The sequence below is a fragment of the Kitasatospora sp. NPDC088548 genome (genome assembly GCF_044753005.1).
Classification (GTDB): domain Bacteria; phylum Actinomycetota; class Actinomycetes; order Streptomycetales; family Streptomycetaceae; genus Kitasatospora.
Map to the genome: position 1 here is coordinate 31,898 of NZ_JBIVMI010000021.1, position 21,665 is coordinate 53,562.

Annotated in this window: 11 protein-coding genes and 2 pseudogenes; 7 read left to right on the forward strand and 6 right to left on the reverse strand. The window is 72.0% G+C overall.

Going from position 1 to position 21,665, the window contains the following annotated elements; genetic code table 11:
* Positions 1-55: 55 nt before the first annotated feature.
* From ACIP82_RS25045 to ACIP82_RS25055, 3 genes are all read left to right on the forward strand, one after another.
* Positions 56-1,108: an isopenicillin N synthase family dioxygenase gene (locus ACIP82_RS25045; RefSeq protein WP_400656420.1), complete on the forward strand. Its 1,053-nt coding sequence runs from the start codon at positions 56-58 to the stop codon at positions 1,106-1,108.
* A 239-nt stretch (positions 1,109-1,347) separates the two neighbouring features.
* Complete coding sequence (locus ACIP82_RS25050; RefSeq protein WP_363614881.1) at positions 1,348-2,091, forward strand: MerR family transcriptional regulator; 744 nt, start codon at positions 1,348-1,350, stop codon at positions 2,089-2,091.
* Positions 2,092-2,449: 358 nt separating this feature from the next.
* On the forward strand, positions 2,450-3,055 hold the full coding sequence (locus ACIP82_RS25055; protein ID WP_363614879.1) for a hypothetical protein: 606 nt from the start codon (positions 2,450-2,452) through the stop codon (positions 3,053-3,055).
* A gap of 453 nt (positions 3,056-3,508) precedes the next feature.
* Here ACIP82_RS25055 and ACIP82_RS25060 read toward each other — a convergent pair whose 3' ends face one another.
* From ACIP82_RS25060 to ACIP82_RS25085, 6 genes and pseudogenes are all read right to left on the reverse strand, one after another.
* A complete protein-coding gene (locus ACIP82_RS25060; protein ID WP_400656424.1) occupies positions 3,509-4,273 on the reverse strand; it encodes a class I SAM-dependent methyltransferase in 765 nt (254 codons plus the stop codon).
* A gap of 27 nt (positions 4,274-4,300) precedes the next feature.
* The gene (locus ACIP82_RS25065) at positions 4,301-5,341 is read right to left on the reverse strand and encodes a hypothetical protein (protein ID WP_363614875.1); all 1,041 of its coding nucleotides are present in this window, start codon (positions 5,339-5,341) and stop codon (positions 4,301-4,303) included.
* Positions 5,338-6,528: a non-hydrolyzing UDP-N-acetylglucosamine 2-epimerase gene (gene wecB, locus ACIP82_RS25070; RefSeq protein WP_363614873.1), complete on the reverse strand. Its 1,191-nt coding sequence runs from the start codon at positions 6,526-6,528 to the stop codon at positions 5,338-5,340. The genes ACIP82_RS25065 and wecB overlap by 4 nt, the downstream gene beginning before the upstream one ends.
* Positions 6,529-6,773: 245 nt before the next feature.
* Positions 6,774-9,020, reverse strand: coding sequence for a 3-hydroxyacyl-CoA dehydrogenase NAD-binding domain-containing protein (locus ACIP82_RS25075; protein ID WP_400656427.1), 2,247 nt, complete (start codon positions 9,018-9,020; stop codon positions 6,774-6,776).
* A gap of 36 nt (positions 9,021-9,056) precedes the next feature.
* Positions 9,057-10,271 (reverse strand): acetyl-CoA C-acetyltransferase, encoded by a 1,215-nt coding sequence (locus ACIP82_RS25080; RefSeq protein WP_363614869.1) that lies wholly within the window; start codon positions 10,269-10,271, stop codon positions 9,057-9,059.
* Between the two features lie 93 nt (positions 10,272-10,364).
* A pseudogene (locus ACIP82_RS25085) lies at positions 10,365-11,480 on the reverse strand (CaiB/BaiF CoA transferase family protein); the annotation flags it as partial.
* A 288-nt stretch (positions 11,481-11,768) separates the two neighbouring features.
* On the opposite strand from ACIP82_RS25085, the gene ACIP82_RS25090 reads away from it, so the two are divergent.
* From ACIP82_RS25090 to ACIP82_RS25105, 4 genes and pseudogenes are all read left to right on the forward strand, one after another.
* Positions 11,769-12,227, forward strand: a complete 459-nt coding sequence (locus tag ACIP82_RS25090) for a hypothetical protein (RefSeq protein ID WP_363614865.1) — start codon at positions 11,769-11,771, stop codon at positions 12,225-12,227.
* Between the two features lie 19 nt (positions 12,228-12,246).
* Entirely contained in the window at positions 12,247-14,391 is a 2,145-nt protein-coding gene (locus tag ACIP82_RS25095) for a DUF6571 family protein (RefSeq protein ID WP_400656429.1), read from the forward strand.
* Between the two features lie 10 nt (positions 14,392-14,401).
* Positions 14,402-15,490 (forward strand): hypothetical protein, encoded by a 1,089-nt coding sequence (locus ACIP82_RS25100; protein ID WP_400656431.1) that lies wholly within the window; start codon positions 14,402-14,404, stop codon positions 15,488-15,490.
* A 611-nt stretch (positions 15,491-16,101) separates the two neighbouring features.
* Positions 16,102-21,665 (forward strand): annotated as a pseudogene (locus ACIP82_RS25105) (hypothetical protein); the annotation flags it as partial.

Genomic DNA, 21,665 nt, shown 5'->3' on the forward strand with positions numbered 1-21,665 from the left:
GCGCCCCCGGTCGACCACCGGGACCGGCCGGGACGAGACCCAGCGGATGTCATCCATGACGCAGCAGCGCCCCTCCTCCAGCTCCTCCTCCGCCCCCGCGGACGACGCCCTCCCGGTGATCGACCTGTCGCTCGCCGACGGCGGTCCCGACGACCGGCTCCGGCTGCACGACGAGCTGCGGGCCGCGGCCACCGGCGTCGGCTTCTTCCAGCTCGTCGGCCACGGCGTGACCCCGGCCGAGACGGCCGCCCTCACCGACGCGACGCGGGCCTTCTTCGCGCTCCCGGAGGCCGACCGGCTCGCCGTGAGCAACCTGAACTCCCCGCACTTCCGCGGCTACACCCGCACCGGTGACGAGCGCACCGGCGGCAGCCGGGACTGGCGCGACCAGCTCGACATCGGCGCCGAGCTCCCCCCGCACGTACCGGGCCGGGGGGAGCCGCCCTACTGGTGGCTGGAGGGCCCGAACCAGTGGCCCGAGGCGCTCCCGGAGCTGCGCACCGCCGCCCTCGGCTGGATCGACCGCCTCGACGCGGTCGCCCGCCGGCTGCTGCACGAGCTCCTCGCCGCGATCGGCGCCCGCCCGGACTTCTACGACCAGGCCTTCGCCGGCCACCCGCACCTGCGGCTCAAGCTGGTCCGTTACCCCGGCACCGCCCCGGACGGCGCCGGCCAGGGCGTCGGCGCGCACAAGGACTACGGCTTCATCACCCTCCTCCTCCAGGACACCGTCGGCGGCCTCCAGGTGGAGCGCGCGGACGGCAGCTTCCTCGAAGTCCCGCCCATGGCGGGCGCCTTCGTGGTCAACCTCGGCGAGCTGCTGGAGGTGGCCACCGACGGCTACCTGAAGGCCACCAGCCACCGTGTGGTCAGCCCGCCCGGCGCCCGCGAGCGCTTCTCGGTCCCGTTCTTCTACAACCCCCGCCTCGACGCCCACATCGAGCGCCTCGACTTCCCGCTGGCCCACCACGCCCCCGGCGCCACCCAGGACCCGGACAACCCCCTCTACGCCGACTTCGGGCTCAACGAGCTGAAGGGCTACCTGCGCGCCCACCCCGAGGTCACCCGCCGCCACCACCCCGCCCTGGCCGACACCGCCGCACGCTGACCGGCCCGCACCCTCCACCCGGGATTCGGGCTCAACGAGCTGAGGGGCTACCTGCGCGCCCACCCCGAAGTCAGCCGCCGCCGGCCCGCGCCCTCTACCGGCCGAGGGCGCGGGCCGGTTCCGCGTCTCCGGGGTCCACCCGGCCCGGTGGTGACGGGGGCAGGCAGTGGACCGGGGCTGAGCGACACTGTCACACTTCCGCTGTCACAGCAGTGGTGCGACAGAGGTGGAGGCGGCGGATGGGGGCGCGTGAGGTGGGGGTGCGGCTGACGGTGGACGAGTTGGCCGCGCGGGCCGGGGTGACGGTGCGGACGGTGCGGTTCTACGGGACGAAGGGGCTGTTGCCGCCGCCGGTGCTGGGGCCCCGGCGGGTGGGGCTGTACGGGGCGGAGCATCTGGACCGGCTGGGGCTGATCGGGGAGTTGCAGCGGCAGGGGCTGACGCTGGCGGCGATCGAGCGGTATCTGGCGCGGCTGCCGCAGGACAGCACGCCGCTGGATCTGGCGATCCACCGGGCGCTGGTGGCGTCGTGGACACCGGAGGCGGCCGAGGAGGCGGGCCGGGTCCAGCTCGAACGACGGGCCGGGCGGGGGCTGTCGGAGGAGCAACTGGACCGGCTGGTGGCGATGGGGGTGCTGGAGCGGACGGCGGACCCGGAGGTGTTCCGGGTGGATCCGGGGCTGCTGCCGCTGGGGGTGCGGGTCCTGGACGTGCCGATCCCGCTGGAGACGCTGCTGGCGGCACGGACGGTGGTGCTGGAGCACAGCCGGGCGACGGCGCACGAGTTGCAGCGGCTGTTCCGGGAGACGGTGTGGAAGCCGTACCGGGAGAGCGAGCCGGCGCCCGAGGAACTGGAGCGGATGAAGGAGTTGACCGACCACATCCAGCCGATGGTCGCGCAGGCACTGGTGACGGCGTTCCAGCGGTCGCTGCGGGAGGAGTTGGGCGAGGCCGCGCGCGACGGCGCGGGCTCGCCCGGCTGATCGGCGCCGGGCCGGTACCGGTCCCTACCGGCGGCGGTGACGATGGCCGGGTCGGGTGACGGCGGGTTACCGCGTTCGGCCTGCTACCGCGTTCGGCCTGTTACCGGGGTCGGTCGCACACGGTGCGCTCACGCCACAGGCCGGACGGCCTTGGCGGCCGATGCCGGACGGCTGTCAACGGGACGCGCCAAAGTGCCATCCACGCATAAGGATTGACACTTTGTCACCAGGCGACCGCCACGTGTCCTTGCGGGGGTGCGCGGCGCCGTCCGACACTGACGGGATCGTCTCCTCACGGAATGGATCCGTCTCATGGCGCACCGTAAGGTCTACCTCGCGGTTGGCAGGAAGAACACCCGTGCTCAAGCGGAAGGTCTTCCTACCGGCCGAGGCCAGCAAGGCCGGCGGTTCGCGGAAGTCGTACTCGGCCACGTTCTTCGACTCCGTCGGCAACTTCTACGCCCTCGACTCCGCCGGCAACGTCAACCACCTCGACCTCACGGGCGCCACCATCCCCGACCGGGCCGAGCGGATCGGCCACGGAAAGATCCCCGTCGACGAGCTGGAGGTCATGAACGGGGCCGGGCGCATCACACCGATGCCCATCCCGCCCAGCTACGACGAGATCGTCGTGAAGAAGAAGTTCAACGGCTCGTGGGGCAGCAGGACCTACAGCTTCGAGCTGACCCTCACGGCCGTCGGCAGGACCAGCGGCAAGGGCCATGACGTGAGCAGGTTCCGGATCTCGTTCGACCTGCCGACGGTGCCCGGGACGAAGGTCGAGGCATCCGGCGTCGACGTCACCTACGCGGACGGCAAGGCCTACATCGACTCCCAGGCCGATCAGCTGCTGTCGGCGGGGACGTCACGGCCCATCGGCGTACAGATCACCGTCCCCGGCGACCCCGACAAGCTCCCGAAGGAGTACCCGCTCGACGGGCTGAAGGCCACCCGCCTGGCCTGACCCCCGCCCCGGGCCGCCGCGCTCTCCCGCGATCGCGGCGGCCCGCACCCTGTCCGGTCCGGGCGACGCCGGGTGCCGCAGTCGGAGCACTCGGCGGCCTCGGGCGGGGCCCCGGTGCACGGCTCCCGGGCGGACCCTCGGCACGGGCGGCGGCGGGCCGAACCGGGTGCCAGGACCGACCGCCGCTCCGCGCACAGGACTTCGGCAACTTCTTCGCCAAGCACAGCGGCACGGACGATGTCTACCAGGACCTGTTCTCGCTCCTCCACCTCACCCACAAGTCGAACGGGAACATCACCCTGGTGAGCCAGTGGAGCAACGAAGACCCCAAGCTCCTGGAGGCTTTCGTCGACGAAATCGAGAAGGGTGGGCCGGGTCTCCTCGACGGGCCGGCCGGTCGGCGGAGCAGCCGGGGAGGCCCCTGGCTCTCAACGCCGGGGAGGAGACGCCCGGTCAGGAGCGGCCGAGGGTGAGGGTGTAGAACTGCGCCCCGGCGGGGGCCGTGGTGACGCCGTAGTCGTAGCTGGTCGACCGGATGGTGAGGCCTGCGGCTTCGGCGTGGGCGAGGAGGTCGGGCTCGCGGTAGGGACGGATCCGGTCGCAGGTGGTGAACTCCTCGCGCAGGCGGCCGCTGTCGTCGTGGAGGCGGTAGCGGCGCTCGATCCGGTGGCACCCGTCGTCGAGCACGGTGATTCTCTTGTCCCGGGCGAGGAGGCCGTGGGCGTACGGACGACGGTAGTCCGGACGGAACTCCTCGTGGTGCTGGACGGCCTTCGGGACGAAGCCGTCGAGGACGAGGACGCCATCGGGTTCGAGAAGGCCGCGGGCGGCGGCCAGGAAGTGGTGCAGTTCGCCCGGCGTCGTGAGGTAGGTGACGAGCGAGTACGGCGCCAGGACGGTGGTGAACGGCCCGCGCAGAGCAAGGCGCTGGAGGCTCATCCGGGCCACCCGGGGAGTCAGGTCCAGCGCGGCCGCGTTCCGGCGCAGGCGGCGCAGCATCGGCAGGGACAGGTCGATGCCGATGGCGTCCGCGCCGTCCCGCAGGAGCGGGAGCAGGATGCGCCCGGTGCCGCAGCCGAGTTCGAGGGTGCGGCCACCGCGTCGCCGACAGAGGTCCCGGTACCAGCCGATGTCGTCGTGGGGCATGCTGTGCCCCATGTCCTCGGCGTAGATGTCGGCGATCAGGTCGTAGGACCAGGTGTCCGGCTGGGCGTTCACGGCGGTGTCGCTTCCTGCTGGGAGGGGTCAGACGAGGTCGCCCGGCGTGACCCGCAGCGGCAGTCCGGCGGTGCGGGCCTGGTGCCAGGAGAGTGCCTGCTCGGCGAACATGGCGCTCCAGACGTTGAGCTGGAGCGGCCGGGCGGCCGGGTCGAAGGGGATGGCGCCGTCGGCGCGGACCCTGGCGGCGAGTGCGGCGGCCGTCCGGTCGAGGCCGGGTTCGTCGCGGTGCAGGAGCAGGCCGAGGCGCAGGGCCTGGGCCATGACGTCGCTGCGTCGGACGGTGGGCGTGTCGAGTGATTCGGGCAGCGTGCCGGCCGGGTCGCACTGTCCGAGGAGCTCCGCGAGGACGGCGGTGGCTGCGGCGTGGTCGGCACCGGGTGAGGTGAGGTGGCCTTCCAGGAAGTACAGGGTGGGGTGCAGCGGGTGGTCGAAGGCCCGGGCGGGGTCCGGGCGGTGGCGGGTCAGGTGACGGGCACAGGCCTGGGCGAGGGCCGGTGGCAGCGGTACGACGGCCGCGGCGGCGAGGACGCGGGCGGCGGCCTTGGCGAGGAAGGGGCCGCTGCGGGTGGACCAGCGGGGTGCGGGCGGGGCCGCTCCGGGCTCGGGGCGGAACGGGCGGAGCGTTCCGTCGTGGTCCACGAAGTCGACGAGTGCTGTCAGCAGTGCCCGCAGGGCCCGCTCGGGCGGGTTCAGCAGCCCGGCGCGGGTGGCCGCGGTGAGGCCGCCGACGAGCATGGCGAGGTCGAAGAAGAACTGGGCGTCGTTGCGCCAGTCCTTCTCCGCCGCGCCGTGGAGGTGGATGCGGGTCGGCGGCAGCGGGCCGGTGGTGCAGCGGCGTTCGACCCACTCGGCGGCGGCGCGTGCCGCGGGTTCGCGCCGCGGGTCGGCCGGCAGGTGCGGGGAGGCGAGCCAGTGCAGGTAGTAGCCGGTGATCTCGCCGTAGACGTAGGCGGCGCGGCCGTCGGGTGCGAGTGCGCCGGCGACCGCCCCGTGCTCGCTGCCGTGCCGCTGCTGGGCCGGTCCGTCGAGAAGCCATTCGCGCAGGGCGCTGGCGGCGTCGGTCATGCGGTGGCCTCCCGGGCGGGGTTCGGCTGTCCCGGGCCGGACGTCCTCGGCCGGCTGCGGATGAAATGGGCGAGCCGCCGGGCGATCCGCTCTCCGGCCCGGCCGTCCCCGAACGGGGCGGTGCGGTCGAATGCCTGGGCCCTGGGCCTCGGTGCGGCGAGCAACTCGTGCGCGGCGTCGAGGACCAGCTGCGGGTCGGCCGCGACCAGCCGGGTGGTGCCGGTGGTGAGGGCCTCCGGGCGCTCGGTGTTCTCGCGGGCCACGAGCACGGGGACACCCAGGTACGGCGCCTCCTCCTGGATCCCGCCCGAGTCGGTGACCACGAGGGCGGCACGGGCCAGCGCGTGGACGAAGACCGGGTAGGGCAGCGGGTCGGTCAGCGTGATGCGGGGGTGACCGGCGAACCGGCGCTGCAGGCGCGCCCGGACCGCGGGGTTGGGATGCTGGGGGCAGAGCACGTGCAAGTCCGGCCGGGAGCGCAGAAGTTCGAGGACCGCCAGGCAGAGCGGGTCGAGGCGTCGACCGACGTTCTCGCGGCGGTGGAAGGTCACCACGACCAGCGGGGCGCGGGGCGGTACGAGTTCCCGCAGGGCGTGGGGGGCCGGGCGGCCGAGCGTCTCGCGCAGGACGTCGATGATGGTGTTGCCGACGGTCTCGACGCACCTGCCGGTGATGCCTTCACGGCGGAGGTTGGCGGTGGCCTCGGTGGTGGGGGCGAAGTGCAGGTCGGCCAGGGAGCCGACGCGGCGGCGGAACAGTTCCTCCGGGAAGGGGCGTAGCGGGTGCGCCGTACGCAGCCCCGCCTCGACGTGTGAGAGCGGCACACCGGCCGCGCGCGCGGCGAGCGCCCCGGCGTAGGTGGTGGAGGTGTCGCCGTGGACGACCATCAGCCGGGGCGCCAGGCGCCGGATCGCCTCGTGCACGGCCTCGCGCAGGCCCCGTACGGTGGCGGCCAGCGAGCCGGAGCCGCGGGACGGGGCGAGGCCTTCGGTCGGGGCGAGGCCGAAGGGTGCGAGCGCGGCGGCCACCATGCCGGGGTGCTGGCCGCTGTCGACGAGGACCGTCTTCACACCCCGCTCCGGTAACGCGCGCAGCAGCGGGATCAGCTTGAGTGCCTCGGGTCTGGTCCCGGCGAGCAGCACGGCGGGCCCGTGCGGGGGCTGTGGGTCGGGCGAGTCGGAGGTCACGATGGTGTTCTCTTCCCTGGGCCGGATCGGCGTGAACGCGGAATCTCACATTCACTCAGATCTCGTCGGCCGGGCCGGCCTGGCGGCCGGATGCGGGCCGAGGCTTCCGTCGGATCGAGCACCGGAACCGCGCCGGAGCCGGACCAGGGCTGCACGAACCGTCGCGGAGCGGGGCGGTTGCGGGGCGGTTGCAGGACGGTCGCGGCTCAGGCCTGCCGAGCCGCGACCACTGACCACCCGTTGGATCAGCACACCCGACGGCCCGGCACCGGCTGGTCGGTGAAGGTCCGGCCCTCGGCGGCGATCCGTTCCAGCAGGGCGGGCGGTGCGAAGCGCTCGCCGTGGGCGGCGGCGAGTTCGCGGGCGCGGGCCGCGAAGCCGGCCGGGCCGCCCGGGTAGCCGTTGATGTACTGGAGGACGCCGCCCGTCCAGGCCGGGAAGCCGATGCCGAGGATGGAGCCGATGTTGGCGTCGGCGACCGAGGTGAGCACGCCCTCCTCCAGGCAGCGCACCGAGTCCAGGGCCTCGCTGAAGAGCAGCCGCTCCTTGAGGTCCTCGAACGGAACCCCGGAGGGATCTGAGGTGGGCTCTGCGGTGGGCTCTGCGGTGGGCTCTGCGGCGCCCGGGCGGGCGAAGTGCTCGCGCAGGCCGGGCCAGAGCCGCCCGCGCCGGCCGTCCTCGTCGTACTCGTAGAAGCCGGCGCCGCCGCTGCGGCCGGGGCGGCCGAACTCGTCGACCATCCGGTCCACCACGGCGTCCGCCGGGTGGGCCGCCCAGCTGCCGCCGGCCGCCTCGGCGGCGCGCCGGTACTCGTCGCGGATCCTGCGGGGCAGGGTCAGCGTCAGCTCGTCCACCAGCGAGAGCACCTTGGCGGGGTAGCCGGCCTGGGCGGCGGCCTGCTCGACGGTGGCCGGGTCGACGCCCTCGCCGACCATCGCCACGCCCTCGTTGATGAACCGGCCGATGACCCGGGAGGTGAAGAAGCCGCGCGAGTCGTTGACCACGATCGGGGTCCGGTCGATCTGCCGGACCAGGTCGAACACGCGGGCCAGCGCCTCGTCACCGGTCTGCGGCCCGCGGACGATCTCCACCAGGCGCATCCTGTCGACCGGCGAGAAGAAGTGCAGGCCGATGAAGTCGGCGGTGCGCCCGACGCCTTCGGCGAGCAGGCCGATCGGGAGGGTGGAGGTGTTGGAGCAGAGCAGCGCGTCCGGTGCGACGACTCCCTCGATCTCCTGGAACACCTTCTGCTTCAGCTCGGGGTTCTCGAAGACGGCCTCGATCACGGCGTCACAGCCGGCCAGGTCGGCGGCGTCGGCGGTGGGGGTGATCCGGGCCAGCAGTTCGTCGCGCGCCGCCCCGGTGGAGCGTCCGCGCGCCACGGCCTTCTCCAACAGCCCTGCGGAGTAGGCCTTTCCGCGTTCGGCGGCCTCGACGGTGACGTCCTTGAGCAGCACCTCGATCCCGGCCCTGGCACAGGCGTACGCGATGCCCGCGCCCATCATTCCGGCGCCGAGCACCGCGACCCGCCGGACCTCGCGCCTGGGGATGTCCTTCGGGCGTCCGGCACCGGAGTTGACGGCCTGCTGGTCGAAGAAGAGCGCCTGGATCATGTTCGTGCTGGTCTGCCCGCAGGCCAGCTCGGTGAAGTAGCGGGCCTCGGTGACCATCGCGGTGTCGATGTCCACCTGGGCGCTCTCGACGGCCGCCGCGAGGATGTTGCGCGGCGCCGGGTACGGCGCGCCGGCCAGCCGCTTGCGCAGGCCGGCCGGGAAGGCGGGCAGCTGGGCGGCGAGCGCCGGGGTGGCGGGGGTGCCGCCGGGGATCCGGTACCCCTTGACGTCCCAGGGCTGGACGGCGGTCGGGTTGGCCTCGATCCAGGCGCGCGCCCGCGCGGTCAACTCCTCGGGGCTGGAGACGATTTCGTGGACCAGTCCGTGCTGGAGGGCTTGCGCGGGCCGGTACTGGCGGCCTTCGAGCAGCACCTTCAGCAGGGCGTCGGTGATGCCGAACAGCCGTACCGTCCGCACCACTCCGCCGCCGCCCGGGAGCAGGCCGAGGGTGACCTCCGGCAGGCCGATCCGGCTTGCCGGGGCGTCCAGGGCGATCCGGTGGTGGCAGGCGAGCGCGATCTCCAGGCCGCCGCCGAGCGCGCTGCCGTTGACCGCGGCGACCACCGGCTTGCCGAGGGTCTCCAGGCGGCGCAGGGCGCGCTTGATCCGCATCGACTTCTCGAAGACGGCGGCGGCGTCCCCCGGGCGGGCCGCGGAGAGCATCCGGAGGTCTCCCCCGGCGAAGAAGGTCTTCTTCGCCGAGGTGACGACGACGCCGCGCAGTGCGTCGCCGAGGCCGGCGAGCCGCTCGACGGCGGCTTCGAGGTCGGCCGTGAAGGCCTCGTTCATGGTGTTGACGGACTGGGTGGGGTCGTCGAGGACGAGGGTGACCAGGCCGTCCTGGTCCTGCTCCCAGCGGATGGTGGTGGTGTCGCTCATGGGGGTTCGGGTCTCCAGGTGAGCCGGGAACGGAGGTCAGATTCGCTCGACGACGGTGGCGATGCCCATGCCCCCGCCGACGCAGAGGGTGGCCAGGCCGTAGCGCAGGTCGCGCCGTTCCAGCTCGTCGATCAGGGTGCCGAGGAGCATCGCACCGGTCGCGCCGAGCGGGTGGCCGAGGGCGATCGCGCCGCCGTTGACGTTCACCTGGTCGTGCCGGAAGCCGAGTTCGCGGATGAAGCGCAGCGCGACGGCGGCGAACGCCTCGTTGATCTCGACCAGGTCGATGTCGGCCGCGGTCAGCCCGGCCTTGGCGAGCGCCTTGCGGGTGGCCGGGGCGGGGCCGGTGAGCATGATGGTGGGCTCGGAGCCGGAGACGGCGGCGGAGACGATCCGGGCGCGCGGGCGCAGCCCGTACCGTTCGCCGATCTCGCGGTTGCCGATGGCGACCAGGGCGGCACCGTCCACGATGCCGGAGGAGTTGCCGGCGTGGTGGACGTGGTCGATGGCCTCCACCCAGTGGTACTTCTGCAGAGCGACGGCGTCGAAGCCGCCTGCCTCGCCGATGGTCGCGAAGGACGGCTTGAGGCCGGCCAGGGTCTCCACGGTGGTGCCGGGCCGGACGAACTCGTCGCGGTCCAGCACCACCAGGCCGTTGCGGTCGCGGACCGGGACGAGCGAGCGGTCGAAGAGGCCGTCGGCCTGGGCCTTGGCGGCGCGTGCCTGCGACTCGGCGGCGAAGGCGTCGACATCGGTGCGGGAGAAGCCCTCGATGGTGGCGATCAGGTCGGCGCTCACGCCCTGCGGGACGAAGCCGGTCGCGTAGTTGGTCATCGGGTCCATCGCCCAGGCGCCGCCGTCGGAGCCCATCGGGACCCGGGACATCGACTCGACGCCGCCCGCGAGGACGAGGTCCTCCCAGCCCGAACGGACCTTGGCGGCGGCCAGGTTGACGGCTTCCAGACCGGAGGCGCAGAAGCGGTTCTCCTGGACGCCGGCCACCGTGTCGGGCAGGCCGGCCGCGATGGCGGCGATCCGGGCGATGTCGGAGCCCTGGTCGCCGATCGGGCTGACCACGCCGAGCACGATGTCGTCCACCGCGGCCGGGTCCAGCCCGGGGAGCCGGCGGCGCAGTTCGTGGATCAGGCCGACGACGAGGTCGATCGGCTTGGTGCCGTGCAGTGAGCCGGTGGCCTTGCCCCGGCCGCGCGGGGTGCGGATCGCGTCGTAGACGTACGCTTCGGTGGTCACGGTGGAGTGCCTTTCAGGCTCGGGGGACTGTCCGAGTTCGCGAGAGGTGGTCGGGGACTGTCCGGGGCGGGGCGGGGGTGTCGGGGCAGGGCTCGGGGCGGGGCCCAGGGCGGGCACGTCCCAGTCGCGGGCGACCTCGGCGGTGTGGACCCCCGGCCGGGCGGGCGGGCGGCGCAGCGCGCCGGGGGTGACGGAGAACCGCGGGGCGGGGGCGGGCTGGGTGACGCCCTCCTCCTCGACGTAGGTGCCGCGGGCGGCCAGGTGCTCGTTCACCGCTGCCTGACGTAGCGTCAGCACTGGTTCCACGCAGGCGTCGGACCCGGCGAAGACGGCCTCCCACTCGGCGCGGGTGCGGGTGGCGAAGCGGGCGGCGATCCGGGCGCGCAGTTCGGGCCGGCGGGCGGTGTCGTACTGGCCCGGCGCGTCCGGGCCCAGCTCCAGCAGACGGGCGAACTCGGCGTAGAACCGCGGTTCCAGCGCGCCGACGGCGAGATGGCCGCCGTCCGAGGCCCGGTACACCGAGTAGCAGGGCTCGCCCCCGTCCAGCAGGTTGGCACCCCGGCGGTCCTGCCAGTGGCCGGCGGCGAGCAGACCCCAGAGCATGCTGGTGAGGTGGGCGGCGCCGTCCACCACGGCGGCGTCGACGACCTGGCCGGCGCCGGTCGCGCGGGCGTGGTGCAGGGCGGCGAGCAGGCCGACGACCAGGTAGAGCGAGCCGCCCGCGTAGTCGCCGAGCAGGTTGACGGGGATGGCGGGCGCTTCGTCCGGGGAGCCGATCAGGCCGAGGACGCCGGCGACCGCCGTGTACCCGATGTCGTGGCCGGCCGTGGCGGCGAGCGGCCCGTGCTGGCCCCAGCCCGTCATCCGGCCGTAGACCAGGGCGGGGTTGCGGGCGAGGCAGGCGTCCGGGCCGACGCCGAGGCGTTCGGCCACGCCCGGGCGGTAGCCCTCGATCAGCAGGTGGGCCCGGTCGACGAGGTCCAGCACCAGGCCCGGCCCCGCGGGGGACTTGAGGTCGATCAGCACCGAGCGCTTGTTGCGGTTGGTGATGTCGTACGCCGGGTCGGTGCCGAGCGGCGAGGGGTCGGGCCGGTCGACGCGGACCACGTCGGCGCCGAGGTCGGCCAGCAGCATCGCGGCGAAGGGGCCGGGACCGATGCCGGCGAGTTCGACCACCCGGACGCCGGCCAGTGGGCCGGGGCCGGTCACGTCGGGGCTGTCTGTGTCACTCACCTGCTACTGCCCCTTCAAGGGTTTGACAGTAAAGCTGTAACACTCGCGATGATAGGGAAGCGACCGGCGGGTAACAAGACCTTCACCCCTCGCCCGGGACCGTGCCGGACTCCTCCACGGAATCCCTGGCAAACCCCTGTTGCGGCCCCCGCAACCCGAGGCCCGGAGGGTGCGTCAGTACACCGACGGACGTCCCGGTACGGTCGTCTCTGCTGTGGGAGGGGTTCTGACCTCTCGTCGGAGGAGAAGGAAGCAGACGCACACATGGTTTACCCAGGGTTCACCACCGGGCCGGTCGCACCGGCCCCCGCCACACCGTCGCCCAGCACGTCACCACTCGCCCGGCCGGTCAGCACGTCGGCCGGCACGCCGAGCCCTTCGCCCGGCCCGGCCCCGTCCGCGCCCACCACCCAGCTGGACAGCCCGCACGAGCTCAACGCCTCGGCCGGCATAGCCCGCCAGATAGCGACCGACCTCGACAACGCCAACGGCAAGGCCGGCCACGGCGCGCACAGCCTCGGCGAGTACGCGAGCACCGCCGCCACCAAGATCCGCGGGTTCTCCTTCGGCGGCGCCCTCACCAGCGCCACCGAACGCTGGACGCAGCAGTGCAAGACGCTGCACGACAAGCTGACCGGCACCGCCGACAAGCTCGACGAGACCCAGCGCAACTACGCCGCCAACGAAGCCCGCACGGCCGGCCAGTTCGGCTCGTCGCACTGAGGGAGGGGACCTCACGGACATGGTGTCATTCAAGGAACTGCACGAAGCCGACTTCTCCGGCGTCACCGACGCCGCCGAGGCCTGGGCCGGGGTGGCCAAGGCCCTCGGCTCGCTCGAGGGCCGGGTCGGCAAGGAGCTCACCAGCACCCCCCAGCGGGCCGGCTGGAAGGGCGCGGCCGCCGACGACGCGGGCCGGACGCTCCAGGGCATCGACACGGACTTCAAGCAGGCCGCAGGCGTCGCCACGGCCCTCTCGGCGATCATCCGCGACGCGGCCGAGGACTTCGCCGCCGCGCGCAAGGACCTCGACAACGCGATCCACGACGCGGAGTCGCAGCAGCTCACCGTCGCTGCCGACGGCACGGTCAGCTGGCCGCCGATAACCGGGCTGCCGCACAACGACCCCGACTCGCAAGAGGTCCAGCGCAAGTACCAGGCCGATATGAAGGGCAAGGCCGAGGGGATATCCACCCGGCTGACCAAGGCCGTCGAGAAGGCCACCGCCGCCGACCAGCGGGCCACCACCGCCCTGCAGACCGACATCGGCACCAGCACCACGTCCTTCAACGCCCACCCGCTCGGGGGCGGCGACGCGGCCGACGCCGACCGGGCCAAACTGCTGCTCGCCAAGGCCGGCAGCCTCTCCGACGAGGAGCTCAAGCGGCTGCAGGACCTGATGTCCGCCAACGCGGACTCCAAGGAGTTCTCCACCACCCTGCTCAACGGCCTCAACGTGGGCGGCAAGACCGGCCCGGAGGCGCTGCTGGAGTACTCCAAGGTCTACGGCGACCTCGCGCACGGCAACCACAACGCCAAGGGCTACGAGGACGTCTACGGCAGCCTCTCCCAGGTCCTCGCCACCGCCACCAAGGACGGCGGCATGGGCAAGGAGTGGGGGGACAAGCTGCTCAAGGCCGCCCGCAAGCCCGGCGGTTCGGCGGCCGGGTACAACGACAACTACCCGGCGCTGACCGAACTGATGGGCGCCCGGGGCACCTTCGACAAGTCGTTCCTGGAGAAGGTCGGCAACGACCTGGTCGACTACGAGCGCAACAGCAAGCTCAAGGGCGAGGAGCTCTGGGGTCCCGCCTACACCGCGATCACGGGCAAGCAGGGCGACCCGATGGGCGGCCTGATGCGGGCGATGAGCCGCAACCCGGAGGCGTCCAAGGAGTTCCTCGACCCGGGCAGCAACAAGAACCTCGACTACCTGCTCAAGGACCGCAAGTGGCCCAACCAGGGCTACGAGCAGAACCAGATCGACGCCTTCGCCCGGCAGTCGTCGCGTGGTGCCTTCGGCGACGCCCTGGAGGCCGCCACCACCGGCCGCGACCCGCACGGCAACCAGCCGCCGGCCCGCCCGCACGACGAGGCGATGGCACGGATCATGTCCGAGACCATCACCACGATCGGCGGGGACAAGCCGGGCAACGAGAACAACCTGCCGGCCGGTCTGCGGCGCCCGCTGGGCAACATGATCGCCGACTACGCTCCGGACACGTACGAGATCCTCGGCAAGAACACCGGCGGCACCTCCGAAACCAGCAAGCTGACCATCGGACGCGATCAGCTCATCCGGACCATCAGGGGCGTCGCCGAGGACCCCGAGGCCTTCCGGGCCATCCACTACGCGGAGAGCCAGGAGATCGCCCGGCGACTGGACGGCTACCCCGCCGAGGCGTTCAGACCCGACTCCACCGGCCGCCCCGATCACCGGATCGAGGGATTCACGCAGGAGGCCGGCCAGGTCATGGGCGTACTCAGCGGCACCCGGTCGGACGTCGTCACCGATCACCGCGACGACGAGATCTTCAAGAACAACTGGCGGGCCAAGATGGACTACCACGTGATCGGCACGCCCCTGACGGCCATCCCCGTCGCCGGCGACCTGGTCCAACGGCTGGTCGACGTCGGCACGTCCGAGTACGCGAACGGGCTCAACGCCGACGCCGAGCTGAAGGCCTCGCAGGAACTGTCGAAGACGTTCTCCTCGGGCTACAACCAACTGGATGTCATGATCCGGGAACGCGCCCAGATCGCCGGACTGAGCACGGATGAGATCAACAGAACCGGTGGCGTGACCCAGAACCTGCTGCACCAGGTCGACACCAGCTACCACACCGGGGTCAACGAGACCTACCGCATGGCACTGGGCCGGAGCTGAGGAGCACCAGATGAATCAGCGAACGAACACCTCCAGCGACCAGCACCCGGACGCCGAGGGGATCGGTCCAAGGCTCGACTCTGCTCTCACCCGACGCGGTTTCACCACCCGGCGGCTGCGCCTGCGGGCGGCGGCCGTGATCGTGGCGATCACGGCCGGGGTCTCGGGGGTTCTGCTCTACAACCTGACCAACGTGCTCGGGCCGGACACGGTGTGCGGTGGCGCGGCAACGGCCGACGACCTGCACGCCGCTCTGGGACCGGGGCGGATCAGCGAGGAGAAGAGCTCCGGTTATTCGCCGACCGCCTACGACCGGACGAACAGCTGCGTGGCGACGGTCAGCTCCGGGCTGTTCGGCAAGTCCGAGCGGTCGGCGTCGTTCAGCATCGGGTTCAACCAGAACAGCGTCGCCTACCGGCCGGACCCTGACACCCGCCTGTTCTCCGGGGCCTCGGCCGGAGGCGTGACACCGGACAGGGCGTGGGCGCTGCTACCGGAGGGCTGCACGAAGGGCCTGTTCACGGACATCAACGTCGGCAAGGGCAGCCTGGACGGCGACCGTGCCGAAGGGGCCGCCCGGATGGCCGTGGCATACGCGAACCTGGTCGCCAAGGACAAGAACTGCGGGGACGGGAAGATGCAGGCACCGGGGAACCTGTCCGCCACGGGCTCGCCCCAGCCCGTCGACCCCGGCGGTATCTGCGGCCTGCCCGGCATGGCCCCGGCCATGAACCCCGGCATCAAGGACAGGTACCGCCAACAGGCCACCACCGCCTTCGGCCCGGTCTGGTCCTGCAGAATCAGCGACCCGAGCGACCAGAACACGCTCGCGTCCTTCACGATCACCACCGATGCACGGGTCACCGGCCTCGACCCGGAAGAGGCCCGCTCCGAGGCCTACGGGCGCTCGCGGTTCATCACGGCGCCGGGTGAGAACGTCGTCGCCACCTGCCAGGGAAAGGCGACGTACTTCCACCTCGAGCGGAGCTACGACCCGAGCGTGAGCGGCAGCGGGCTCTTCGCGGACGGCAAGGACCTCTGGAAGCAGTTCCTCACCGCCGGCGGCAAGGCGATCGGCTGCGAACCGCTCATCCCGTAAGCAGAAACGGATCCACGGGCCCGCCCGGGCAGCACGCCCGGGCGGGCCCGTCGCGTTGTCGTCGGCCCAGTCCTCCATGAGCGAGCGGCGAGGCCGCCCCCGTGTCGCCCTGTGCGGCGAACTCCGTTGGTCATTCAGCACCTTCCGGCTTCTGTCGCGGTATCCCGCGAAGCACGTTTCGCACTCGGTGCAACCGCCCTCCGCTGAGCCACTCCGCGCCCGTTCGGCGGCTGGGGTCGATATCACCTTCCGAAGGGGGGCAGCGCGAAGGCGCGCCGGTCCCTTCGTGACAAATACCCCCACCTCCGAAGCAAGGTTGCGAAGGGGACTCAAGTATGTGGTGGATGCTTGAAGTTGCGATGTTTGTCCTGTTACGTTCCCAAGCGCCGGGCACCACCGGAATGCTCCTTATGTCGCGGTACATGCCACCTCGTGTGCCGCTGTTCGTCGTGCGCGGCGGCGTGTGAACCACCATTGACCGCGCCGACTCGGGGCTGGACCGGCTCGTAGCTCAGTCAACTGAAGACTCGTTCTTGCAAAGACAACCCTCTGAGGGGGAAACGGTGTCACACCGGATAGCCGCCGCGTGGGCGGGGGCACGTCGTAGTGGCGTGCTGGCCCTAGTGGCCGCGTTCGCCATGCTGGCGGGACTGATCGGGCCGGCGGTGGTCGCGGGTGCGGCCGGTAACGCGGTCCTCAGCGTCTCGATCCAGCCCGTCGACTCCCTCACCGGGCAGCCGCAGACGGACGCCTCCTACGGGGCCCACAACGACCAGCTCGCCTACAGGGTGGCGTACTCCTGTGCGGCCGCCGACTGTGCGGGCACCACCGTGCAGTTGTCTCCGGCGCCACCGAATCCCTACGGGCTGGCGACCGAACCGATCCTGAGGTACGCGAACTGGACGGCCCCGGCCGGGGTGTCGGGCGCGACGATCAGCGGCACGGCCACCACGGGCATCACGGTCAAGCTCGGTGACCTGTCCGCCGGTACGTCGGGCACGTTCCTGGTCGTCTTCAGCATCCTCGCGGACGAGACCTACACCACGCCCCGGCCGGCCCAGTACTACCCGTCCGGGTTCCAGATCCCGATGTCGGCCACCATGGCCGCGACCAGTGCCACCGGGCAGGCCAAGGCCGACGCGCAGCCGGTGACCTGGACGAGCAGGGTGCCGGAGCCGGGCATCGTCCAGACGAGTCCGGGATCGGTGAAGCCCGGTGTGAACGTCACGTGGTCGGTGTACATGGGGTCCGGTTCGTTCCCGCGCACCTCTGGCAGCCGCATCGCGGGGACGTCGGAGTGGGTCGCGGCGGGCAGTTACACCGTGACGGAGAAGCTGGATCCGCGGGCGACGTACGTGTCGAGTACGGGCGGCGGCGTGTACGACGCGGCGACGCACAGCGTGACGTGGTCGCTCGGCACGAAGGATGCCCCGGACGCGAACGCTTCGGGCGGTTGGGGTACCACCAGCACCAGCGGCTGGGTCACGCGCGGCCCGTACTACCCGCGTGCGGTCACGGTGAACTACCCGGCGGCCAAGTTCACTTCCGATCCGGGCGGTTGCAACTTCGAGGAAACCGTCACGCACGACTCCAGCGTGTCGCTCACCTACCTGGACGCGGCCCGCACCACCAAGAACGCCTCGCACCAGATGACGCACACCGTTTCGTGCTACGACCCGTTCGCCCGGGCCGACATGACGAAGGACAGCACCAACAACGCCGGCAACGGGAACACCCGGCTGGTGAACGTTCCGCCGGACGTGACCGGGCTGACCTGCCCGGCCGGCGGCCGTGACGACTGGAACCGCACCTGCACCCCGGGCGCGGCCCTCGCCCCCTTCGCGGACAACTCCTTCAACTGGGTCGTGACGGCGCGCAACCAGTCGAACGTCGCCGGTGTCGCGGTGATCGAGGACGACACTCTCGACCAGGCGGACGCGCGGGTCAACAGGATCACGACGACGGCCACGACGCCGGCGGCCACGGTCGAGTGGACGCTCAGCGACGGTCAGACGGGGACGTCGAGCGGGTCTGCCACCGCCCCCGCCGGCACCTGGTTCACCAAGGCGAAGGTCACGAGCGGCTCCATCGCGCCGCCGAACGTCCGGCCCAGTGACAGCGGTTCCGTCGCGTTCAACGTCAACTTCTCCTACACGGTGACGAAGACCGCCCCGATCGGTGAGCAGCGCACCAACACGGCGAAGGCGACGATGTCCTGGCCGGACAGCGGGCTGTCGCCGATGGGCCTGGGCCCGGTCTCCCGCACGATCCAGTTCCGCGAGACCCCGAAGACGACGGTGAAGCCCGCTTTCACCGCGGCCTTCGCCGCGCCCGCCGCGGTCGAGGGCGGTGGCAACGCCGTGCCGGGCAAGAACACCACCTTCAGTGTGAACGGGACGACGTCGAACGTTCCGGCCGATGCGCAGATCACGCCGCAGTACGTGTTCATCGCGCCCGCGGGCTGGACGATCAACAAGGGTTCGGCGGCGTTTCCGCCGAACAGTGTCCCGGCGGGTGTGAAGTTCGAGTACACGACGAAGACGATCGGCGGTGTCGCCCGCGAGGCCGTGGTGGCGACGTGGCCGAACACGGTCTCCTTCGGTGCGAACGGGACCTGGCCGACGATGACGGTGGTCGCCAAACCGACCTTCGCGGTCACGGCCGGCACGACGAGCGTGGCGACGGCGTGGGCGGGCGACTCCCGGAACACCTGGGACAACACCCAGGCCACGTACACGGGCGCTGTGCAGGACGGGCAGCCCGCGCAGTGGTTCTCCAGCGTGAACCAGAACGTGCTCGTCTCGGCGGCCGACGCCCTGAGCGCGGTCAAGGAGATCTGCCGGCCGACGCCGGGCGCCGCTGACGGCTGCACCTGGCTGTCCGACCCGGACGAGTTGGTCGGTGTCTCGCCGACGGCGACGGACATCAAGTACCGGATCACGCTGAAGAACACCGGCAACACGACGCTGGGCAACGTGGTCGCGTACGACGTGCTGCCGTACGTCGGTGACAAGGGCACCAGTGCGGGCACGGCGAACGTGCCGCGTGGGAGCACCTTCGAGGAGGCGCTGGCCAGTGTTTCCGATGTGTCCGGGAATCTGGCGCTGTCCTACTCGGCGTCGACGAACCCGAAGCGTGACGAGGTGTATCCGTCCGCGCCGGGTGCGGTGGACGACTGGGGTCCGGATGTGTCGGGCAGGAAGGCGATCCGCGCAGCCGTTCAGGGCTCGCTCGCGCCCGGCCAGTCGGCGGGCTTCACGTACGCGGCTTCCGTCAACCCGGGGTCGGCGGCGGACGCGCGGGCCTGCAACTCGGTGGCCATGAGGAGCGGGCAGACGCTGGCGGCCGAGCCGCGTCCGGTGTGTGCCACCACGCAGGAGGCCGACCTGAGCGTGGCCGTGCCGGACCGCCTGCCGCTGCAGGCGGGCCGTCCCGGTGTCGTGCCGTTCACGGTGAAGAACGGCGGTGGCTCACAGGCGTCCCCGGCGACGGTGACGGTCTCGGTGCCGGCCGGTCTGACGGTGACGAGCCTGAAGCCGCAGGGCTGGGCGTGCACCGCCCCGCCGGAGAACGCGCCGTACGAGGGGCCGCTGTCGCTGACGTGCACGCCGGTCGACGGCGATGCTCCGGCCAAGCTGCAAAAGGGGGCCGACGTTGCGCTCGACATCCCGGTGGTGCCCTCGATGGCGGGCAAGGTCTGCGTGAAGGCGTCGATCACCGGGCCGATGCACGACCCGGATCCGTCCAACAACGAGGCGACGGGCTGCACGGCGGTGGAGGAGGCGACGGCCGGGCTTTCGCTCACCAAGACCGACGGGCTGACCTCGGTCGCCCCGGGCCAGGAGTACACCTACACCCTGGACGTGATGAACCTGCTGCCCTCCGAGAAGATCAAGGGTGCGATGCTGACGGACCCCCTGCCCGCGGGCGTGGCGTTCGTCTCGGCGACCGACGGCGGCCAGATCAGCGGCCAGGGCGACCAGGACGCTTACGGCAACCGGCCCGGCGGCGTGGTGACGTGGGCGCTGGGCGACCTCGGCGGTGCGGCGGTCGCGTCCCCCGAGGGGGACAGGACCGACGGCGGCACGGACACCACCGCGAGTGTGAAGGTGACCGTGCGGGTGCTGCCCGGTGCCCAGGGCGATGTGGTCAACACCGCGGCGGTGACGGCCCCCGACCCGGCCGACGGGAGCGCGAAGCTGAGCGCGGAGGCGAGTGACACCGACGGGCTGCGTTCGCTCGCCGTCACCAAGGCGTCGGACGCCAAGGCCGCCGGTGTGAGCGAGGGCGACACGGTGACGTACACGGTGACGGTGAAGAACACCGGCACCGCCGACTACACCGACGCCGACCCGGCAGTCGTGACCGACGACCTGGCGGGCGTGCTCGACGACGCCGGCTTCGTCAACGGCTCGGCCTCCGTCACGGTCGACGGCGGTTCCGCGACCAGGGTCGACGACCCGCAGACCGGTCTGCTGACGTGGAAGGGCGCGCTGAAGGCGGGCTCCACCGCGACGCTCACCTACAAGGTGACCGTCAAGGACGGGGGTGACCACGCGCTGGTCAACACCGTCTACGGCGGGCTCGGCGGGGCGGTGTGCGACAGCGCGACCGGCCGGGACGGCAGCGGTGTGCCGTGCGCTGTGACCAGCGACGGCTTCACCGCGGAGCTGACCAAGTCGGTTCGCTCGGCAAGCCAGGGCGACGACGGCCGTTGGACGGTCGAGTACGCGATCGGCGTGGTCAACCCGAGCCCCGGGCACACGGTGACCTACGGCCTCGCCGACGACCTGCGCTTCGGTGAGGGCATCGATGTGGTCGACGCCAAGGTGACCACCGTGCCGGAGGGCGTGGCTGCGGCCGATGCGTGGCACGGCTCGGGCGCCGTCGCCTCCGCGGTCGAACTTCCGGGTGGCAAGTCCCACGAGTGGGTCGTGACCGTCACGGCGGACGCGCACGGTACTGCCGGGACGCAGCCCGGGCAGTGCGTCGACGGTTCGGCCGGCGGCTTCGCGAACCGGGCCACGCTGGCCCTCGCGGGTGATGTGCAGCGGACCGCCGACGCCTGTGCGGCACCGGTCAAGCCGACGGTCACCAAGGCCGTCGACGGGGCGCCGAAGCAGAACGAGGACGGCAGTTGGGACATCGCCTACCTGATCGTCGTCAGCAACGACGCCCGGACTCCGGCCGGCGGGCTGAGCTACGGGCTGCAGGACAGGTTCGCGTTCCCCAAGGGCGTGGAGGTGAAGGAGGTGACCGCCACCGCCACGGGTGACGGTGCCGCGGTGAACCCGAGGTTCAACGGTGGCCTCGACAACATGGGCGGCGAGGCTCTCACGCCTGATGCCGTCCTGCTCACCGGGAACGACCGGGTACCGGCGGCGACCGACGAGGGGCCGGGTACGCGTGCGTACCGGGTGACCGTCACGGCGACTGCCGACCGCGCCGAGCTGAGCGCGCAGGACGCGAAGTGCTCGACGGACGGCGGTCAGGGCTACGGCAACCTCGTCGCCCTGACCTCGACGGACGCGGTGGTCGGGAAGGACAGTGCCTGCGCGGACATCGCCCTGCCCGAGGTGCGGTTCACGAAGTCGGTGGACAAGGCGGGGCCGGTGCGTGCCGGTGACGTCCTGACCTACACGATCACGGCCAAGAACACCGGTGGCGCGGACTTCCTCGCGGGCGACCCGGCCGCGATCGAGGACGACATGACCGATGTCCTCAAGCACGCGACCTACCGGAACGACGCCGACCCGAGTGCGGGGAAGGCTGAGGTCGACGGTTCGCGTCTGGTGTGGACCGCGCCGATCAAGAAGGGTGGGACGGCGACGCTCACCTACTCGGTGGTGATCGGCGAGGTCACCGAGAAGGGCACCCGGATCAGCAACGGTGTCTCGGTCGTCGGTTCCGCGCCCAGCGGCGACCCGCAGTCCTGCCCGACGGACTCGTCCGTGGAGGCGGGGAGGGCGTGCGTCGTGACGACGGAGCTGGAGCAGGAGCCCGAGCCGACGCCGACGCCGACGCCGACGCCGACGAGTTCGCCTTCGCCGACGGTCTCGCCGTCCCCGACGGTGGAGCCCTCGCCGACGGCCTCCCCCACCGCCACGGGTTCGCCCTCGCCGACGGCCTCCCCCACCGCCACGGGTTCGCCCTCGCCGACGGCCTCCCCCACCGC